This is a genomic window from Verrucomicrobiota bacterium (assembly GCA_037139415.1).
Lineage (GTDB): Bacteria > Verrucomicrobiota > Verrucomicrobiia > Limisphaerales > Fontisphaeraceae > JBAXGN01.
This window is the reverse complement of sequence record JBAXGN010000166.1, coordinates 1-17923: the sequence shown is the minus strand read 5'-3', so window position 1 is coordinate 17923 and position 17923 is coordinate 1. Positions and strand designations below refer to the sequence as shown.

The window sequence follows — 17923 nt, the reverse complement described above, 5'->3', positions numbered from 1 at the left end:
GAGGCGGGACTTGCACCCGCTGGCCTGTCAAAGATCGAAGGCTGCACCAGAAAGAAGGGGCGCGGGGAGAATCAGCCGTGCGCCAGACAAACTGCCACCGTTGCTGAAGTAACAATGCCTCGCCCGTTAGTGGAATTGCCGGAGTAAGACTGGGCGGTAGTATTGGCGGATTGTTGGAAAACAGGCCGAGACGAGGTTTTTCTGATTGGAGGCGGACTACGCCATTGCGCCGCATTTCGCAACGAACCTGGTCATTTGAAGAGCAGCACGGACCATCTGACTGGGGTGCCGCGTCCCCGGCCGAACTGCTGGTGCCTGCACACTCGGCAGGCCAAGCACAAGCCAATGACTCGCATGGGCTGCACACAAATGTCACCAGCCAGAACACTGGCAGTAATACGGTGATCATTGTTTTCAATCGTCCCATGCTTATCAGACACCCGCGGGGACAATTGGTTCAATTAATTAATTCCCGCCGCAAACCAACGCCCATGGCATTCGCCGTCACCAAGAAACCGCCGAAAAGGGAAACCGGGGGCAAACTCGAACAATGCCCCGACTAATTAGAGGCGACTATGTAACTTTCCACCATGCCATTGTTATAAAAACCCTTTGTCCGATACCCCGCAAAACGGAAGTAGTGAGAGAGGACACGGTTTCATTGGAAACAGGCGTAATTTCACCCATTGTTCGCAAACTTGCAATTGGAATGTCACAATCAGCACTCAGACTGTCGGTTGCGTGAATACTTATCGTTTGAAAATGGAGCCGTTAGCTCCAGCGACAAATCTGTCTGGTGTAGAACAGACCGATTTGGTCACGTTGGTCAGAAATCAGGAATCGGTGGGTGCCGATTGCCGCCTACTGGAGGTCTATCAACGATTTCAAGCGCATGAATTGGATTATTGCGCGGTATTGGCGGACGGGCGGGTGCTTGGGCTGTGCTCGCGGGCGCGCGTTGGCTTCCTGATGGGCCACCGCTATGGGGTTGCGCTTTACGGCAATCACGCGATCCGCCAGCATCTGGTCGAACATCCGCTGTTCGTTCAGCGTGGCACACCCATCCGCGAGGTGCTCGAACAGGCGCTCGGACGTCCGGTCAAGGAGTTCAATGATGACATTGTCCTGGTTGGACCGGCGCAAGAGTTTTTGGGGATTATCCCGGTGTTGGCGCTGGTGCAACTCCAGTCGGCACTGGTTGAAGAGAAGTTTCAGCTCCAGGAGGCAATGCATCATCAAATGCTCACCCTGTCGCGCCAGGCGGGGATGGCGGAAGTGGCGACGGGCGTGTTGCACAACGTCGGCAACGTACTGAACAGCGTCAATGTTTCAAACAACCTCATGCGCGAGAAGCTTCGGGGATCGGAAATGGCCACCCTCGTCAAGCTCGGCAGCCTCCTCCAACAGCATGAGGCCGACCTCCCCGCCTTTCTCACCGCCGATGTCAAAGGCAAGCTGATCCCTCGTTTCATCATCCAACTGGCCAGCCAGCTACAGGCAGAACATGCTTTCCTGGAAAACGAGCAGGATCAGCTCACCACCAATCTGGATCACATCAAAGAAATCGTCGCCTTGCAGCAAAACTATGCGCGCGTCTCCGGTTATCTCGAACAGGTGTCCATCCCCAGCCTGGTGGATGATGCGTTGCAATTGAACGTGGCCGGCCTTTCCCGCCACGAAGTCAAGGTCGTGCGTCAGTACGCCGACGTGCCCCCAGCCACGGTGGACAAACATAAAGTCCTCCAAATCCTCGTCAATCTCGTGCATAACGCGAAGTACGCCTTGGATGATGCGGTCCATCAGGATAAACGGCTGACCGTCGGCGTCGAGCTGGATGCCGGCCAACGCGTCAAAATTACGGTGAGCGACAACGGCATTGGCATTCCGCCGGAGCATCTGACGAAAATCTTTTCCCATGGTTTCACCACGCGCAAGGGTGGACACGGCTTCGGCCTGCATAGCGGAGCCAACAGTGCCAAAGAAATGGGGGGCCAGTTAAGTGTGCATAGCGAAGGGCTCGGCAAAGGCGCCACCTTCACCCTCGAGTTACCATTGGTCAGCGCCAAAACCCGGAATGATGGATTGAAAGATGAACCACATGGCCACATATAAAAATGATCGCATTTTGATCATTGATGATAATCCCTCAATTCATGAGGATATCCGAAAAATTCTCGGCCACCACCGGGATACTAACAAAGCTTTGGACAACACCAAAGCCTTGCTGTTCGGCGACGATTTGATCGAGCCCGAACAGACCCGGTTCGAGATTGATTCCGCTTACCAAGGCAAGGAAGGATTGGACAAAGTCCAGCAGGCGACCGAAGCTGGCCGACCCTACGCCATGGCCTTCGTGGATGTTCGTATGCCTCCTGGCTGGGACGGCATCGAGACCATCAGTCACATCTGGAAAACGCATCCCGACCTGCAAGTGGTGATTTGCTCGGCCTACTCCGACTACTCCTGGACGGAGATGATCCGGCAAATCGGCAAGTCCGACAGCTTGGTAATTCTCAAGAAGCCTTTTGAAAATATCGAGTTATTGCAGTTGGCGCATGCCTTGACCGAAAAATGGCAGCTCAATCGTCAGGTAAAAACCCGGCTGTCCGACTTGGATCAGGCGGTCAACCAGCGCACGACCGAACTCCAAGCCGCCAACGCGCAGCTTAAAAAGGAAATTGACGAGCGAATGCAGGTGGAAAAGGTGCTGCTGCAAAGCGAAGCCACGCTCAAGGAATCACAGCGCATCGCCAGCATGGGCAGTTATGTGCTGGATCTCGCCAGCGGCCATTGGAGCAGTTCGGAAATGCTGGACGAGGTGCTTGGGATCGCCGCCGCCTACGAACATTCGGTGGACGGCTGGACGGCATTGACCCACCCCGCTGACCGCGCCAGGATGGATGACTATTTCAAAAACGAGGTGCTGGGCCAGAGCCAGCCTTTCAACAAGGAGTACCGCATCATCCGCCACCACGACCAAGCCGAACGCTGGGTGCATGGCTTGGGCCGGCTGGAATTCGACGCGCAAGGACGCCCGGTGAAAATGATCGGCACCATTCAGGACATCACTGAGCGCAAGCGCGTCGAGGAAGCCAATGCCCGGCTGGCCACCGCCGTCGAGCAGTCCGCCGAGACCATCGTGATCACCAACCCGGAAGGCGTTATCCTCTACGCCAATCCAGCGTTTGAGGCAACCTCCGGTTATACCCGCGCGGAGGTGCTCGGTCAGAATCCCCGTTTCCTTAAGAGCGGCAAGCAGGGGGCCGAGTTCTACCGCGAGATGTGGAACACCCTCAAACGCGGCGAGGTCTGGCAGGGCCATTTTATCAACCGGCACAAGGATGGGACGCTTTACGAGGAGGAGGCCACCGTTTCGCCCGTGCGGGATGCCGTCGGCAAGACGATCAATTATGTGGCCGTCAAGCGCGACGTGACCCGCGAGGTGCAACTCGAGGCCCAATTTCGCCAATCCCAGAAGATGCAGGCCATTGGGCAGCTCGCCGCCGGGGTGGCCCACGATTTCAATAATATTTTGACGGTCATCCTGGGCCATTCAAGTCTGCTGCTCGAAGTCAAACCGCCCGGATCCAGCCATCGCAAACCCATCGAGGCGATCGCCACATCGGCGGAACGCGCCGCCCAGCTCGTCCGGCAACTGCTCACCTTCAGCCGCAAGCAGTTCGTCAAGGCAAGCCCGATGCAGATTGGCAGCACCCTCTCCTCCATCTCGGAGATGTTGCGCCGCGTGCTGCCCGAAAATATCGTGCTGACCATCAACAATCCACCCGGCCTGCCCCTGATCAACGCTGATGCGGGGATGATGGAGCAGATGCTCATGAACCTGGCCGTTAACGCGCGGGATGCGATGCCCGAGGGTGGGCGGTTGACCATCTGTGTGGAACTGGTGGAAATCAGTCCCACTCTGGCCTGCACCAATCCGGATGCGCGGCCAGGCCGGTTCTTGCGCTTGCGCGTCGCGGATACAGGTTGCGGTATGACCCCGGACGTCATGTCCCACATTTTTGAACCATTTTTTACCACCAAAGCGGTCGGCAAAGGAACCGGTTTGGGCTTAGCCACCGTTTATGGGATCGTCAAACAACACGAAGCCTGGGTCGAGGTCCAGAGCCAGCCCGGCCAAGGGGCCTGCTTCCAGATATACATTCCCGCCTGTGCCGTTGAGACCAAGATGGAACCGGTCGCGGTGGTGCCAGGAACCCTGCATCGCGGCAGCGAAACCATTCTGGTGGCCGAGGACGAAACGGCCGTGCGCGAATTTGTGGTCGAAGTGTTGCGCACCCATGGTTATCGGGTCATTGCCGCCGAGTCGGGCCCCCGGGCGCTAGAGTGCTGGGCAAACCAGCACGGCAAAATCCACCTTCTACTTACGGACATGATGATGCCCGGCGGTCTTACGGGGCGGGATCTGGCCAAGCGTTTATTAATGCAGGATCCAACCCTTAAGGTGATCTATTCCAGCGGCTATAGTCCCGGCACGGTTGAGCAGACGTTCACTACTTTCCGAGGCAAGTATTTTCTCCCCAAACCCTACTGTGTGGACAAGTTGCTCCGGATGCTTCGGGAATGTCTTGATGAGGCGTCTGTCCATTGACTTCGAGCGCGGTAATCCCGCTCTGGCCGCACCCCTCCATTCTGCATTGTGACCGAGTCACAATTTCCTGCCTTGACTTGGTTGTTCCGCAACCCGACCCGTGAAAGACGGAGGCGTGCCGGACACTTTGTTTGCCTTGCCGGTCCGTAGCAGATCCCGGCGGCGGCAGGGACGCTGCCACGCGCGCACATGTTTTTGAACCATTTTTCACCGCCAAAGAAGCGTATCCATCACCATGCCTAATCCGAAATATTACATAACCTATTTACTATGTAACACAATATTCACAAGTACACGTAATTTTATGTTTGACGACCGAGTGCCGGTGGACTAGAAATCTTTCGTCAGAGCTTAGTTTAGAACAGGCGTGGGAGTTGTTTTGTATAATGTCAGTGGTAGAAAATGACCGGAGTGAATATGAATAGCCGAAATATGCGGATGGGCTGGCACCCCTGCGGTGGTTCTTGCCCGGAAACAACATCTGACAGCGGTGAAGTCCGGTGTGTAAATCGGTGGACTCCATTTTGCGCGTCGAACCATGCAGAAGTGACCCGGAACACCCGGGACGGCATTTTCACGCAAAGCGACAAGTGAAAGCATGAACAGCGGCCAAAAACAATTTAGCAGTAAGAAAGCGCGACAGCGCGTGCTGCTGATTGATGACCAAATGGGCTTGGGAGCTATGCTCCAGGTCCTGTTCGGTCATGACCAAATTCTGTTGGAGCAGGTCCCCACAGCCCAACAGGGTCTGGCGGCGCTGCAGCAGCAAGCCTACGATCTGTTGCTGCTGGACTTGGGGCTGCCCGATCAGGACGGTGCCGAGCTTCTGCGGGAGATCAAGTCGCAGGAACGCCTGAAAGCCATGCCCGTGGTGATTCTCACCGGGCACCATGATATCGAGCACAAGGTGCGCATTTTCGACTTGGGTGCCAGCGACTACGTCACCAAACCCTTCCATCCGGCGGAACTGCGGGCGCGGGTCAACGCGTTGCTGCGGGCCATTGCGGCCGAGAATGCGAACAAGCTGAAGTCGGCGTTCCTGGCGCAGATGAGCCATGATCTCCGCACCCCGATGAACGGGATCATCGCGAGTTCCGAGCTGCTCCTTTCCAGCAACCTGAACGAGCGGCAATTGCAACTGGCGCGAACCATCCGGCAAAGCAGCGAATGCTGCCTGAATCTGGTCAGCGACATCTTAGACGACTCGAAGATGGAGGCGGGCAAGCTGGAACTGGATCTGCGCCCCTTTAATTTGCGGGCCTACCTGGAACAGGTCGTGGACTTGCTGGCACCGAAAGCGGCAGAAAAACATCTGGACTTGGTGACGCTTATACCTCCGGAGATGCCGGGCGTCCTGGTGGGCGATGTTCTGCGGTTCCGACAGATCATGCTGAACCTGGTCGCCAATGCATTGAAGTTCACGAGCCGCGGGGAAGTGTGCGTGGAAGTTGCGCCTTTGAGCGACTGGGCGGTCCTGCCGCCCGGGGTGGCGCTGGATTCCGAAGTGGAACAGGAGAAACCGGATCAGTACATCCTGTTCCGGGTCCGCGACACCGGCCTCGGGATCATGCCGGAGGTGCTGCCCAAACTGTTTAACTCGTATGCGCAGGGGAGCGTGGCGATTACCCGGCAATTTGGCGGCACGGGTTTGGGGCTGTGCATCTGCAAAAACCTGGTGCTGCTCTTGGGTGGGGCCATCTGGGCCGAAAGCACGCCGGGCCAGGGTTCGGTGTTCTCGTTCTTCCTGCCCAAAGTTCATCCCCATTGGCAAGACCAAGGCACCCCCCACGCACCACCCGCAGTTCCGGGGACCGCCGGGGACCAGTCAGCCGACCATTTGGATGTTCCATTTGCCTCCCGCTTGGGCGGGCACGTGCTGATCCTGGAAGATGGCGCGGCGAGCCGCGCGTTCATCGAACAGGAAGTACGCATTCATGGGTTCGCCCCGGTGGTGTTCGGCAACTCCCAAGCAGCGCTGCAATGGCTGCGCAACAACCAGGCGGTATGCGCAATCATCGACGACAATATGCCGGAGGCCAACGGTACCCTCTTGGCCCGGGAAATTCGCCACGCGGCGAGAAACCCGGCCCTGCCGGTGGCGTTACTTGGGTTCCTCGACTTGGGCGACCAGCGCCACGAGGGACCGCCACCGCCGATGGTCATGCTCAACAAGCCGGTGAAATCATCGGCCTTGTCGTGCGGTTTGCGCCGGTTGCTCGACAGCCAACCGCCCAAACCCACGATTCCAAGCCCACCAGCCAGTCCAAACCCTTCAATGGCCGAAGAACATCCCCTGAGGATTCTGCTAGCCGACGACAACGACATTAACCGGCGAGTCGGGTTGTCGTTGTTACAGCAATTGGGCTACACTGCGGATTTGGCAAGCGATGGCAGGGAAGTGCTCACGGCACTGAGCCGCAAGCATTACGACCTGCTCCTGCTGGACATGCAAATGAGAGTCATGGACGGCAGCGAGACGGCGCGGCATATCCGGGAGCGCGAGGCACAGCACCCGCCCCACCTCGAGCGTCCACCCCAGCGTCCGTTGGTCATTCTTGCCGTCACTGCCAACGCCATGCCCGGCGACCGCCAGAAGTATCTGGCGATGGGGCTGGACGATTATATTTCCAAACCGATCATGCCCGCGCAATTCCAAGCCACCTTGGGCAAGTGGGTAAAGTGGCTGCGGGAGCCGGTTATTCCGGCTGCGGAGCCAGTCACCGCCGGGAGCGTGGCACCCGTCGCGGCGAACGGGACGGTCCCAGACGCGGAGCCGGTGGTGGTGGACCTGAAACAGTTCAAGCAGGTGGCTGGGACAGAGCCGGGGGCGTGTCAGAAACTGGCGCAGCTTTACCTTGAGCATACCGCCCAATTGCTGGAGCAACTCCGAGTTTCCCTCACCGTCGGCTGTGCCGCCGAGGTGATCCGCATTGCCCACAACGCGGCGGGGGCGAGCGGCACCTGCGGCATGATGACGCTCGCCCGGCCGCTGCGGGAAATTCAGCGGCTAAGCGACCAAGGACAAATCAGCGAGGCCCTGCCCCAACTCGAAATCGCCAACTGCGAACTGGAGCGCGTCCGCAAGATACTCAAGACAGTCTGAATACTGGATTGATGGGTTGAGGGGTCATTGATTGAGGAGTCAACCAACCCATCCGTGATGACCAAATGAGCTTGACGCGTGTTATGCGTCGAATTTAGCGTGCTTGGGAATGAATTACGAATCCAAAGGAATGTTCCCTGCCAACGTACTGAGACGTGACGGAAAAATGGATCCGCCTCAGTCAGCCTGCTGAGGATAAAAACAAACCGATCATCACATGCAAAAATGCGCCTTATGAAATGTAGTACCAGAAGCCGGATTGCGTTATGCCACGTGGAGATTGTCTGGATTTTGCTGTTACTGTTCCTTGCCGTTGTGCCGATGTATTCGCAAACCAACATTCCCGGATTGGACGCGTTTGCTCCAAGCGCAAACAGTAATGTCTATTCCATCGCACTACAAACAGATGGAAAAATATTGGTGGCGGGCGCGTTTACCGCTGTGGATGGGCAAGCGCATGGCCGGATTGCCCGTCTCCATGCGGATGGCAGCCTGGATGCCAGCTTCAACCCGAACGCGGACAGTTACGTGAACTGTGTGGCCGTATCTGGAGACAGGAAAATATTGGTGGCCGGTAAATTCACTGCCATCGGTTCGGAAACGCGCAACCACATCGCCCGCCTCCATGAGGATGGCAGTCTGGATAACGTGTTCAAGCCTGATACAGACGGTGAAATCACTTTGCTGGCAGTACAACTGGATGGCAAGGTGCTGGTGGGAGGAATGTTCACCGTGATAAATGGGCAGAGGCGTAATAATCTTGCCCGGCTTAATGCCGACGGTAGCCTGGACGACACCTTTAATCCCAATGTTAATGGTCTGGTGAATACCTTGGTGTTACAGGCTGACAGGAAAATAGTGATCGGGGGTTGGTTCACTTCGATTGGGGTACAGGCGTGCAACTACCTGGCACGGCTTAATTCAGATGGCAGCCTTGATTCCACGTTTAACCCGGATTTAGATAATGCCGTTGATTCTCTGATGTTGCAGCCGAATGGAAGAATCGTGGCTGGTGGCAGATTCAGCTCCGTTGGAGGGCAACCACAAAATTTCCTGGCGCGCCTCAATACCGATGGCCGTTTGGATAGCACATTCATTCGAACAAAAAATGTCACTAGTATCACATCCACAGCACCGCAAACCGATGGTAAAATCTTATTTGGGGCCAGAGTATCAGGCCGTTCCACTATGCTAAATCGGTTTAACCCCGACGGTAGTTTGGACGGTACATTTAATCCAGATGCTGGCACTGTTGACGTGCTGACCGTACAGCCCGATGGCAAAATCGTAATGGGAGGCAGATTCTTTAGTGCGAACGGGCAACCTCGAAGCCGAATTGCCAGACTGGATGCCACGGAGCCAGCCACACAAAACCTGGATTGGGTGGGTTCAACCATTATCTGGCAGCGAGGCGGGACATCACCCGAGGTCTGGTGTGCCACCTTTGAATACACCACTAATAGCATGGATTGGATCAATTTAGGTGAGGGGAGCCGAATGGCTGGTGGCTGGCAATTCACAGGTAATCCCCCTCCACCCAACGCCACGTTGCGGGCGCGCGGGCATGTTACAGATGGCGGTGCTTCAAGTTGGTTGGTGGAAAACGGCTGGGGAATTCCCTGGGTAAGTTATCAACCGAAAAGTCTCACGAATCAAGCGAGCACGGCTGCCCGGTTTGAGGTGGCAGGCATTGGCTCGGAGCCCCTGTCTTTCCAATGGCGCAAGGACGGCACGAATCTGACTGAAAATGGTACGTTGCTCGGCAGCGACACCCGCATTTTATTCATCAGTAACGTATTGCACGCAAGTGCGGGAAAATATGACGTAGTGGTGAGCAACGCGTACGGGTGCGTGACCAGCCAGGTTGCCGTATTGACGGTGATGGATCCGGCCATCCTTGGCGAGCCAGTCAGCCAAAAAGTGGTGTTTGGACAAGATGTCAGCTTTAGCGTGATTGTTGGTGGGACAAGTTCACCGGCCTGCCAATGGCGCAAAGGAAACGTGCCCATCACAGGTTCCACCAACGCTTCCCTGACTATTAGTAATGTGCAACTGTCGAATGTGGGAAATTATGATGTGGTGGTGAGCAACGCGTTTGGCAGCGTAACCAGCCAAGTGGCGGAATTATCGGTGAACCTGGCCCAGCCTGATACGTTCGCTCCGGATCTTAATTCTTTGGCCAATTCATTGGCGGTGCAGCCAGATGGGAAAGTGTTGCTGGCGGGCGATCTCACCGTGATAAACGGGCAGCCGCAATATTTTCTTGCACGACTTTATGCCGATGGCAGTTCTGATGACACCTTCCTTGCCAATCTGTATTATTCCGGAAATTGTTTGGCGATTCAGGAAAACGGACTAATCCTTGCTGGAGGATCTTCCATGGATCCATTGCAAAGCACACTTAATAGGATTTTCAGGCTGTATCCTGATGCCAGCCTGGATAATACGTTTAACCCTGAGGCCAACAATCTTATCTCCTCACTGGCATTGCAGGCCGATGGAAAACTATTGGCGATTGGTTATTTTACAAATATCGCGGGGCAAAATCGCAATTACATTGCCAGATTTAATACCAACGGAAGCTTGGATAACACGTTCATCCCCAATGCAAATAGTAATGTGCAGTCGTTGGCGATACAACCGGACGGTAAGGTGTTGATCGGCGGTTGGTTCACTTCGATAGGAGGGTTGGCATGCAGCGGTATGGCAAGACTCAACACCAATGGAAGTGTAGATTCCACGTTTCATGCTCAAATCAGTGGTCTGGTTTATTGCATGGCGATTCAACCTGACGGGAAAATAATAGTCGGGGGTTACCGTTTGGCTACCAATGGGCAATGGTATTGCTATCTTAATCGTCTGCACATAGATGGAAGCATTGATAGCTCCTTCAATTTCAGTTACAACAATGGTCTAAATTCCGTGGCACTCCAAGCCAATGGAAAGATCTTGGTGGCGGGCGGTTTTACACTGGTCAATGGGCAAAAACGTAACCGGATTGCGCGCCTCAATGCGGATGGCAGTCTAGACAGTACGTTTAATCCGGATTCGGACGGCCCCATCTATGCAATTGCCATTCAGAATGATGGAAAAGTATTAGTGTCCGGAGCAATTAAAGCTGGATGGATCAATCCGGAAAATGCAGCAACGTCAGTCATGATGGTCCGCCTCAATGCCACTGAGCCAGCCACTCAACGGCTGACTTGGGATGGTGCCACCATCACTTGGCTACGAGGTGGGACTGCTCCTGAAGTCTGGCGTACTTCTTTTGCATACTCCACCAACGGAGTGGATTGGGTCAATATAGGCGCGGGAAGCCGGATTGCAGGTGGCTGGCGCATGATAACGAAGCACCGACCTGCCAATGCCAGGTTGCGCGCCCGTGGCCATATTGTCAGCGGGAATCAGTCTGGTTCGAGTTGGTTTGTAGAAACCATTGTGCAGCCGCCTCAGATCGTGAGCCAGCCGGAACTACAGGCGGTGCGCCCAGGACAAGTGGCACAATTTCAAGTACACGCCGACGGGACATTCCCACTCAATTATTGCTGGACCCGAAATGGGGTGAAGCTTCCGGGAGCAACCAATGCCACATACACCATTACCAATGCCACGATTGCTCAAGCCGGAAGCTATCGGGTAATCATAACCAACATCCTCGGCAGTATTACCAGTGTGCCAGTGGTGCTGCAGATTGATACAGCACAACCCACTATAACGGTGATCACACCATTACCAAATGCGCGCGTCAGCAACACGTTTGTCACCATCACCGGCCACTCCATGGATCGCGGTGGGCCGCTGGCATCGGTCAATTACCAGGTGAATGAGGGAACCTGGCAGCGTGCTGCTGGCACTACCAATTGGCAGGCTGTCGTGAATGACCTGATCCCCAACACCAATACCATCCACATTTATGCTGCAGATATGGCGGGAAATCACTCCCTTACCAATACCCTCAATGTGAATTATGTATTGAGCGATCGTTTACAAGTGCAGACAGTCGGCATGGGGACAGTATTGCCGAACTTAAACAGTAACCTGCTGGCAATTGGCTATACCTACAGCATGAAGGCCATCCCAAGAGTGGGTTTCATATTCTCAAACTGGCTGGCCAACGGGATCGTGGCAACCAATAATCCCAGCCTTGTCTTTACGATGCGTTCCAACTTGACGCTGACTGCCAACTTTGTAACCAATCCTTTCGTAGCATTGAAGGGTGACTACAAAGGTATCTTTCTGCCCCTGCCCAATCAAACGAATGCCAGCGGCTCACTGGACGTGAACGTTACCAATTCGGGTTTGGTGTTGCTCACGTTGACGGATCGGGGAAGCTTCAGTGGACAAGCGCATTACCGGGGGGCAATATTTCCATTCACCGGTACTCTTGATGCAAACCGCAGCAATTCAATATACATCGTGCGGTCGGGCAAACTGCCGTTGCGATTGAGCCTGCAATTTGTGGACGCCCGTTCGTATCAAGTTATTGGGACAATCAATGAAGACGCTGCCTGGCAATCCCGCCTGACGCTGCGTTATCGGATGCCAGCGCCTGCCGGGGTTTTTAGCGGCAGTTATACTCTGGCTGGGGGTGCTGGGCGAGGTCTCGGGTTCACCAATCAGGTGGGTATGGCAGCCAGCTTTAGCGTGGCGGCATCCGGAAAAGTCAGCCTATCCGGCGGATTGGCGGATGGCTCCACGTTAACCATCCCACCCGCCGTAGCTCTCACCAATGGCCAATGGGCAGTCTATCAAAGCCTCTACGGCGGCCAGGGTATTCTAATCGGAATGGTGGACTGTCGGGACATCACCAATGCAAACCCAAATAGCATCCTCTGGTGGCAGAAGAATGCCTTCCCACCGACATCCCCGTACGGCAAATATTATCCAACCGGGTTCCAAACCGAGATGGTGCCGCAATTGCGTAGATATTATACACCGACAGTTGGACGCAATGCCACGGGTTGGACGAATGGCGTCTTGAATCTAATGGGTGGTAATTTATCCAACGATGTTCAATTCCCGATTACAGTACACAACAACGTGATCAAAGTGCCGTCCGATATGAATAACCCGCTCAGTCCCATCTCAATCCTGCTCAATCAGGCCAATGGCCAATTCAGTGGCTCATTTATCCATCCATCCACCCGCCGCCCAACCACCTTTAAAGGAGCGCTACTGCAGGAGGATGTGACAAACAATGTGCCAGCGGGAAGTTTTTGGCAAGGCTACTTCCTCGGTACCAATGACTTGGGCACGATAACGACCAGCAATTAAAACTCATCCCGGAAGTGGAATGGTTTGAAAACTCCCGGTTTTTCGGCTGAAAAACAGTCCACCCGTCACCGCTGACTTTTGACACGGCCTTCGAGGTAAGGGATGTGACGGTTCAGGTAGCGACTCCAGGTGTTGGTGTTACGGATTTCGCGCAGGTTGTTGAGCGCCTCTTGATATGCCCCCTGGTTTTCATATTCTCGGGATAGCAGGAAGCGCGCCTGGTCGCCGCGCGCGTTGTTCCCCGCCTTTTTGATGCTGAGCTTCAACACTTGGATCAGGTTTTCCGATTCGTCATTGTCGCGAAACACCTTGGCGCATTGTTGCAGCAGGGCATCGGGAGTCATGGGCGGACGCTGGTTGGGGTCTTCCGCCAAATCCAAGTTGGGCACCAAGTACGCCTCGCAGATGCGTGCCGCCAGCCAGGAATTTTCAATGGGGTCTTGGGCATAGGAGACCGTCTGGTTGGCGATGAAGAGGCCAAGCCGCCGCATCGGGTCGGGTTGTTCCAGCAATTCGTCCGCCACCCAGAGCTGCTGACCAAGAAGTGTGTACATCTGAGCGTAAGTCTTGGCTTCGTCGTATTTCTTTCTAAAGCCGTTGTTAAAGTCATTTTGTTGGGCGGCAAAGTCTTTCAGTTTGCCGGTCATCTCTTTGCGCAAGTTAGCCAGTTCGTTTAGCTGCGGAGTCAGCGCCCTGGTTTTTTCCAAGTACAGCTTGCGCTTGGTATCGTAGATTTGCAACTTGTTGGAGATGCTGCCGAATTTGGCATCCGCCAGTGCCTGTTTCTCGGTCAGTTCCTGCTGTAACGCCGGCACATTGGTGCGCAACCACGCCAGGTTGGTCTGCACCCCGAGCAACGCCACCTGCTGGTTGATCAGGGCGTTGAGCGTCATCAACTTGGGCTGGAAATCCTTTTGTTTGTCGGTTAGTTCCTGTTGTTTGGCCGTCAACTGGGTTTGCAGGTTGGCCGCCTCGGCTTGCAACGGTTCCATCGTATTTTTGGTCAACTCATTGATTTTATTGGTCAACGTGGTCATTTCCTCCGGGGTGAGTTGCACCACCTCGTTGGTAGTTGGCCCGGCCTTCTTGCCGCCGTTCAGTTCCCGCGTCAACAGCTTGATTTCCCGACGGGAGGCGAGCATGGCCTGATTCTTTTCCACGATCTTGGCTTGCAGCGCCGCGATCTCGTCGCGCAACGGTTGAAGTGGCAGGGATAACGGATCGACTTCGGATTTTAACGCGGTGACTACCTTGGTCAGGGCGTCCGCATCGGACAAGGTGGCCACCGGGTAATTCGTCAGCACTGGAGGTGGGTTGCTGAGGATAGCGGCCAATTGCTTTTCCTGGTTGGCGAGCCGGTTGGATTTGGCGGCCAATTCGGCGCGCAGACCCGTCAAGCGGGTCCGCAACGGCACCAGTTCTTTTTGAACGGGCGCCAAGTCTTTTTCCATGTCCGCATATTCATGGTACAGTTTGTGGTTCGCCTCCTGAATGGGTACCACGTTGGATTCCAACGCGGTGACCTTGAGTTGGATGGCACCGACATCCGGCGCGTTGGTGAACTTGTAATTGTACTGGAACGCGGAATAGCCAGACTGTTTCTTGATGCAGCGCCAGAGCTGCCATTTGACGTACCAGACGGGCTGGGGCGGTTTGTTGATCCACCACCATCCGATGCCGGCGCCGACGCCCAGGAGCATCAGCAAACCCAACACGATGACGGTCCGCTTGGAAATACTTATGGTGGTACCAGATTGGTCTGTAGCTTTCATAAACCCTCTTCGTTACGGGCAAAAACAATACCCGCCATGTTCCCGCGAGAGCATGGCTGGCGCTGCCAACACGTTTGTAAAAACATCACGCGATCATTACCGGTTGTTTGTCCTTGGGATAACACTACTTACACAGACAATCCCGGGACCACAGATTCGACGCCTCAACATCGCCGTAAATTCAAAAGAAAAGGGGCACGTTTTTTACTTGGCCTCTGAATCTGTTGTTTGCCGGAAACAGTGGGTTTATGACCAGTCTGGCCGAGAAAATGTTTTGCCGCTTGGAACTTGGTAGTTCACACTGGCCGCACGCGTAAGTCAGGCGCATCGCGCATCCCAAAGGGTGCGCCCCTGGCAGGAAGGTTGTTATGAAGTCTGAAATTGAAGATTTAAACCGGCAAATCCAGGCGTTACACCCGGCGATTACCGGCGTACAACAGGAAATGGCCAAAGCCATCGTCGGCCAGCGCCACTTGGTGGATCGGCTATTGATCAGTCTGCTGGCCAATGGCCACGTGTTGCTGGAAGGGGTGCCCGGCCTGGCCAAGACGGCCACCATCAGCGCGCTGGCGCAATGCATTCACACCAAGTTCCAGCGCATCCAGTTCACGCCGGACCTGCTCCCCAGCGACTTGGTCGGCAACCTTATTTACGTGCCGAAGGATGGCAATTATATCACCAAGAAGGGCCCCATCTTCGCCAACCTCATTCTGGCGGATGAGATCAACCGCGCCCCGGCCAAGGTGCAAAGCGCGCTGCTGGAAGCCATGCAGGAACGGCAGGTAACCATTGGTGAAACGTCGTTCCCGTTGTCGGAACCGTTCTTGGTGCTGGCCACGCAGAACCCCATCGAACAGGAGGGCACGTACTCGCTGCCCGAAGCGCAGGTGGACCGCTTCATGATGAAGGTGGTCGTTACCTACCCAAGCGAGGAAGAGGAAAAGCAAATCATGCGCCTGGCCGCCAAAACCAGCCGCCCCGCAGCACTCACGGCGGTGATTCACCCGGAACAAATCCTCACCATGCGCGCGCTGGTGGACCAGATCCATGTGGACGAACAGATCACCGAGTACATCATCCGCCTGGTATTTGCGACGCGCAACCCGGGCAAGTTCGCCAAGGACCTGGAGGGAAAAATCCGGTATGGCGGCTCGCCGCGCGCCACGATCAACCTGAACCTGGCCGCGCGCGCTTGCGCGTTTCTCAACGGGCGCGGTTACGTCACGCCGCAGGATGTGAAGAGCATCGCCCTGGATGTGCTGCGGCACCGGATCATCACGACGTTCGAGGCCGAGGCGGACGAGGTCACCACCGAACACATTGTGAAGCACCTGCTGGAAAACATCCCGGTGCCGTGAGGTCAAGGCACCGCTGCATCCAGAAAGACGTTGGGACGCGCGTCAGCTTTTGGACTGCGCCTGTCCGCTGGCGCTTTCCCCGTGAGTGTTTTACCAAACCAGGGCACCCGCTCTGCACTCGTACTTACTTTACCTTGAATCGGTGAGGCCAAAAACGGCAGCGGACTGCCGCATTCCAAAACGCAAGCGCATGCTCAACCGTTCATCTTAGTTCTGACGGCACACGGCCATAGGTCCAGGCTTCTTTAAAGGCGGGGGCGGGTGGTGGTAGCGGAATTGAGCCCGGCTGCAAACCGGCCTCCAGCTTCAACAAGGCCTCATTCATGAGACGCCCCGCGTTGGATTCGAGGTTGCTGTAGCTCGTCAACCGCGTCTCATACCCGCCGCCGTGTTCACCCAGCGCCGCTTCCGTGGGGATATAGCCGACACATCCATTCGCCAGCTCCACCGGGAACGTAAATGGAAAATGGCTTTTGCTTCGCAAATCGAGACCGAACTGGCAAAAGACTTCGCCGGGATTCGCCAGGAAAATTACGGGGCCGACCTGAATCGCCTGAACTTCTGTTTCTACTTTCGGCATGTGCGACATCATCGCGTTCAGCAACACAGTTTCCTTGGCAAAAATCCAGTCGGTCCGCCCGGCTGGACTGGGCTCTTTCTGCACCAGTTCCAAACTCTGCTTTACTCGTTCCGCATCGGGCACCCGGCGCGGTAACAGCAGGACCTCGGAACGGCTGGCCACCGGCAATAAACCGCCTTTGGCCATACCCACCAGCACCTTGACGGCCTCGGCACCCACGCGTCCGCCGACATACTGCGCGCCCTCCTCGCCGGGACGCTCGGCAAACTTGCTAAGGTTATCCACCTGCGTCACATCCCCGCAAAATCCTTGCAGGAACACGACCACCGCATCCGGGGCTAGCGCACCTCGAATGGTTTTTTCGAGATAATAAATCCAGTTGGCAGAGATGCCGGGAGGACTGGTGGTGGCATGGCAGGCGTAGTTGACCACGCAGCCGAGAAATTTCTTTTGTTGATCCCAAACGCCAATCACGCCCACCTGCGGGTCAATTGGGCCCGCCGGGCGATCAATCTCCGGATTACCTTTTCCGGGATGGGTGTAGGTGAGGCCATTCTGCATGAAAAACCGGCGATTGAAACTGGCGCGCTCTTCCTGTCCCGTCCCGACACCGGCCAACACTGCCACGCGGTTGGACATGGCGGCCCCCACGGCCTCGACCATGGCGCGGCGCACTTGTTCCAAGTATTTGGCATCGGCACACGAGGATTGTTCATAGGCCAGTTTCTGAACCAGCGGTGAAGCACCGTCGAATTCGCCAGGTTGCACCATGCCGGTGGGGCCGGAGGAGTGCGAATGTGATGCGCCAACCAACACGGCGGAGGGCGCAAGGCCGAAGCGTTCCTGGATTTCCTTGCGGACGGTCGCAACCAGCGGACGCGGCACCATGAGTGCATCCACCCCCACCAAGGCCACCACCGATTTACCATCGTCAAACACCACCGCGCGCACTTTGCAGGGATCATGCAGCGCCTTGTGGAAGACCTTCATGTAATTGCCAGGCATCTCCATGCCGATGGCGGGTGTGATGTCCTTTTCCGCGAACCCGGCGCGGAACGATTCCGTTGGCGCACCATGAACAGTCAACGCCAATCCAGCCAACAAGACCATGATTCGTGTCATAAATCAAATTTACCGCAGAAAAATGAAAACATAAAGACTGACATGGCAAAAAAATTATCTGGGTCGAGTAGGACTGAGGCGCACGCAACCTTGCGGTCCATG

The 17923-nt window shown here is 55.6% G+C and carries 7 protein-coding genes; 5 read left to right on the top strand and 2 right to left on the bottom strand.

Annotation, left to right across the window (positions count from 1 at the left end; translation table 11 throughout):
• Positions 1-762 precede the first annotated feature (762 nt).
• The 4 genes from WCO56_22930 to WCO56_22915 all read left to right on the top strand — a co-directional run bounded on the left by WCO56_22930 (position 763) and on the right by WCO56_22915 (position 12989).
• Positions 763-2112 carry an ATP-binding protein gene (locus WCO56_22930; protein ID MEI7732444.1) on the top strand — a complete coding sequence of 450 codons (1350 nt, stop codon included), beginning with the start codon at positions 763-765 and terminating at the stop codon, positions 2110-2112.
• Positions 2099-4612, top strand: a complete 2514-nt coding sequence (locus WCO56_22925; protein MEI7732443.1) for a PAS domain S-box protein — start codon at positions 2099-2101, stop codon at positions 4610-4612. Before WCO56_22930 ends, WCO56_22925 begins: the two co-directional genes overlap by 14 nt.
• Before the next feature lie 598 nt (positions 4613-5210).
• A complete protein-coding gene (locus WCO56_22920; GenBank protein MEI7732442.1) occupies positions 5211-7715 on the top strand; it encodes a response regulator in 2505 nt (834 codons plus the stop codon).
• Positions 7716-7949: 234 nt separating this feature from the next.
• On the top strand, positions 7950-12989 hold the full coding sequence (locus tag WCO56_22915; GenBank protein ID MEI7732441.1) for an immunoglobulin domain-containing protein: 5040 nt from the start codon (positions 7950-7952) through the stop codon (positions 12987-12989).
• Positions 12990-13054: 65 nt separating this feature from the next.
• Here WCO56_22915 and WCO56_22910 read toward each other — a convergent pair whose 3' ends face one another.
• Entirely contained in the window at positions 13055-14761 is a 1707-nt protein-coding gene (locus WCO56_22910; GenBank protein ID MEI7732440.1) for a hypothetical protein, read from the bottom strand.
• Positions 14762-15129: 368 nt separating this feature from the next.
• On the opposite strand from WCO56_22910, the gene WCO56_22905 reads away from it, so the two are divergent.
• A complete protein-coding gene (locus WCO56_22905; GenBank protein MEI7732439.1) occupies positions 15130-16119 on the top strand; it encodes a MoxR family ATPase in 990 nt (329 codons plus the stop codon).
• Positions 16120-16321: 202 nt separating this feature from the next.
• Here WCO56_22905 and WCO56_22900 read toward each other — a convergent pair whose 3' ends face one another.
• On the bottom strand, positions 16322-17821 hold the full coding sequence (locus WCO56_22900) for a hypothetical protein (GenBank protein ID MEI7732438.1): 1500 nt from the start codon (positions 17819-17821) through the stop codon (positions 16322-16324).
• Between the last annotated feature and the right edge of the window lie 102 nt (positions 17822-17923).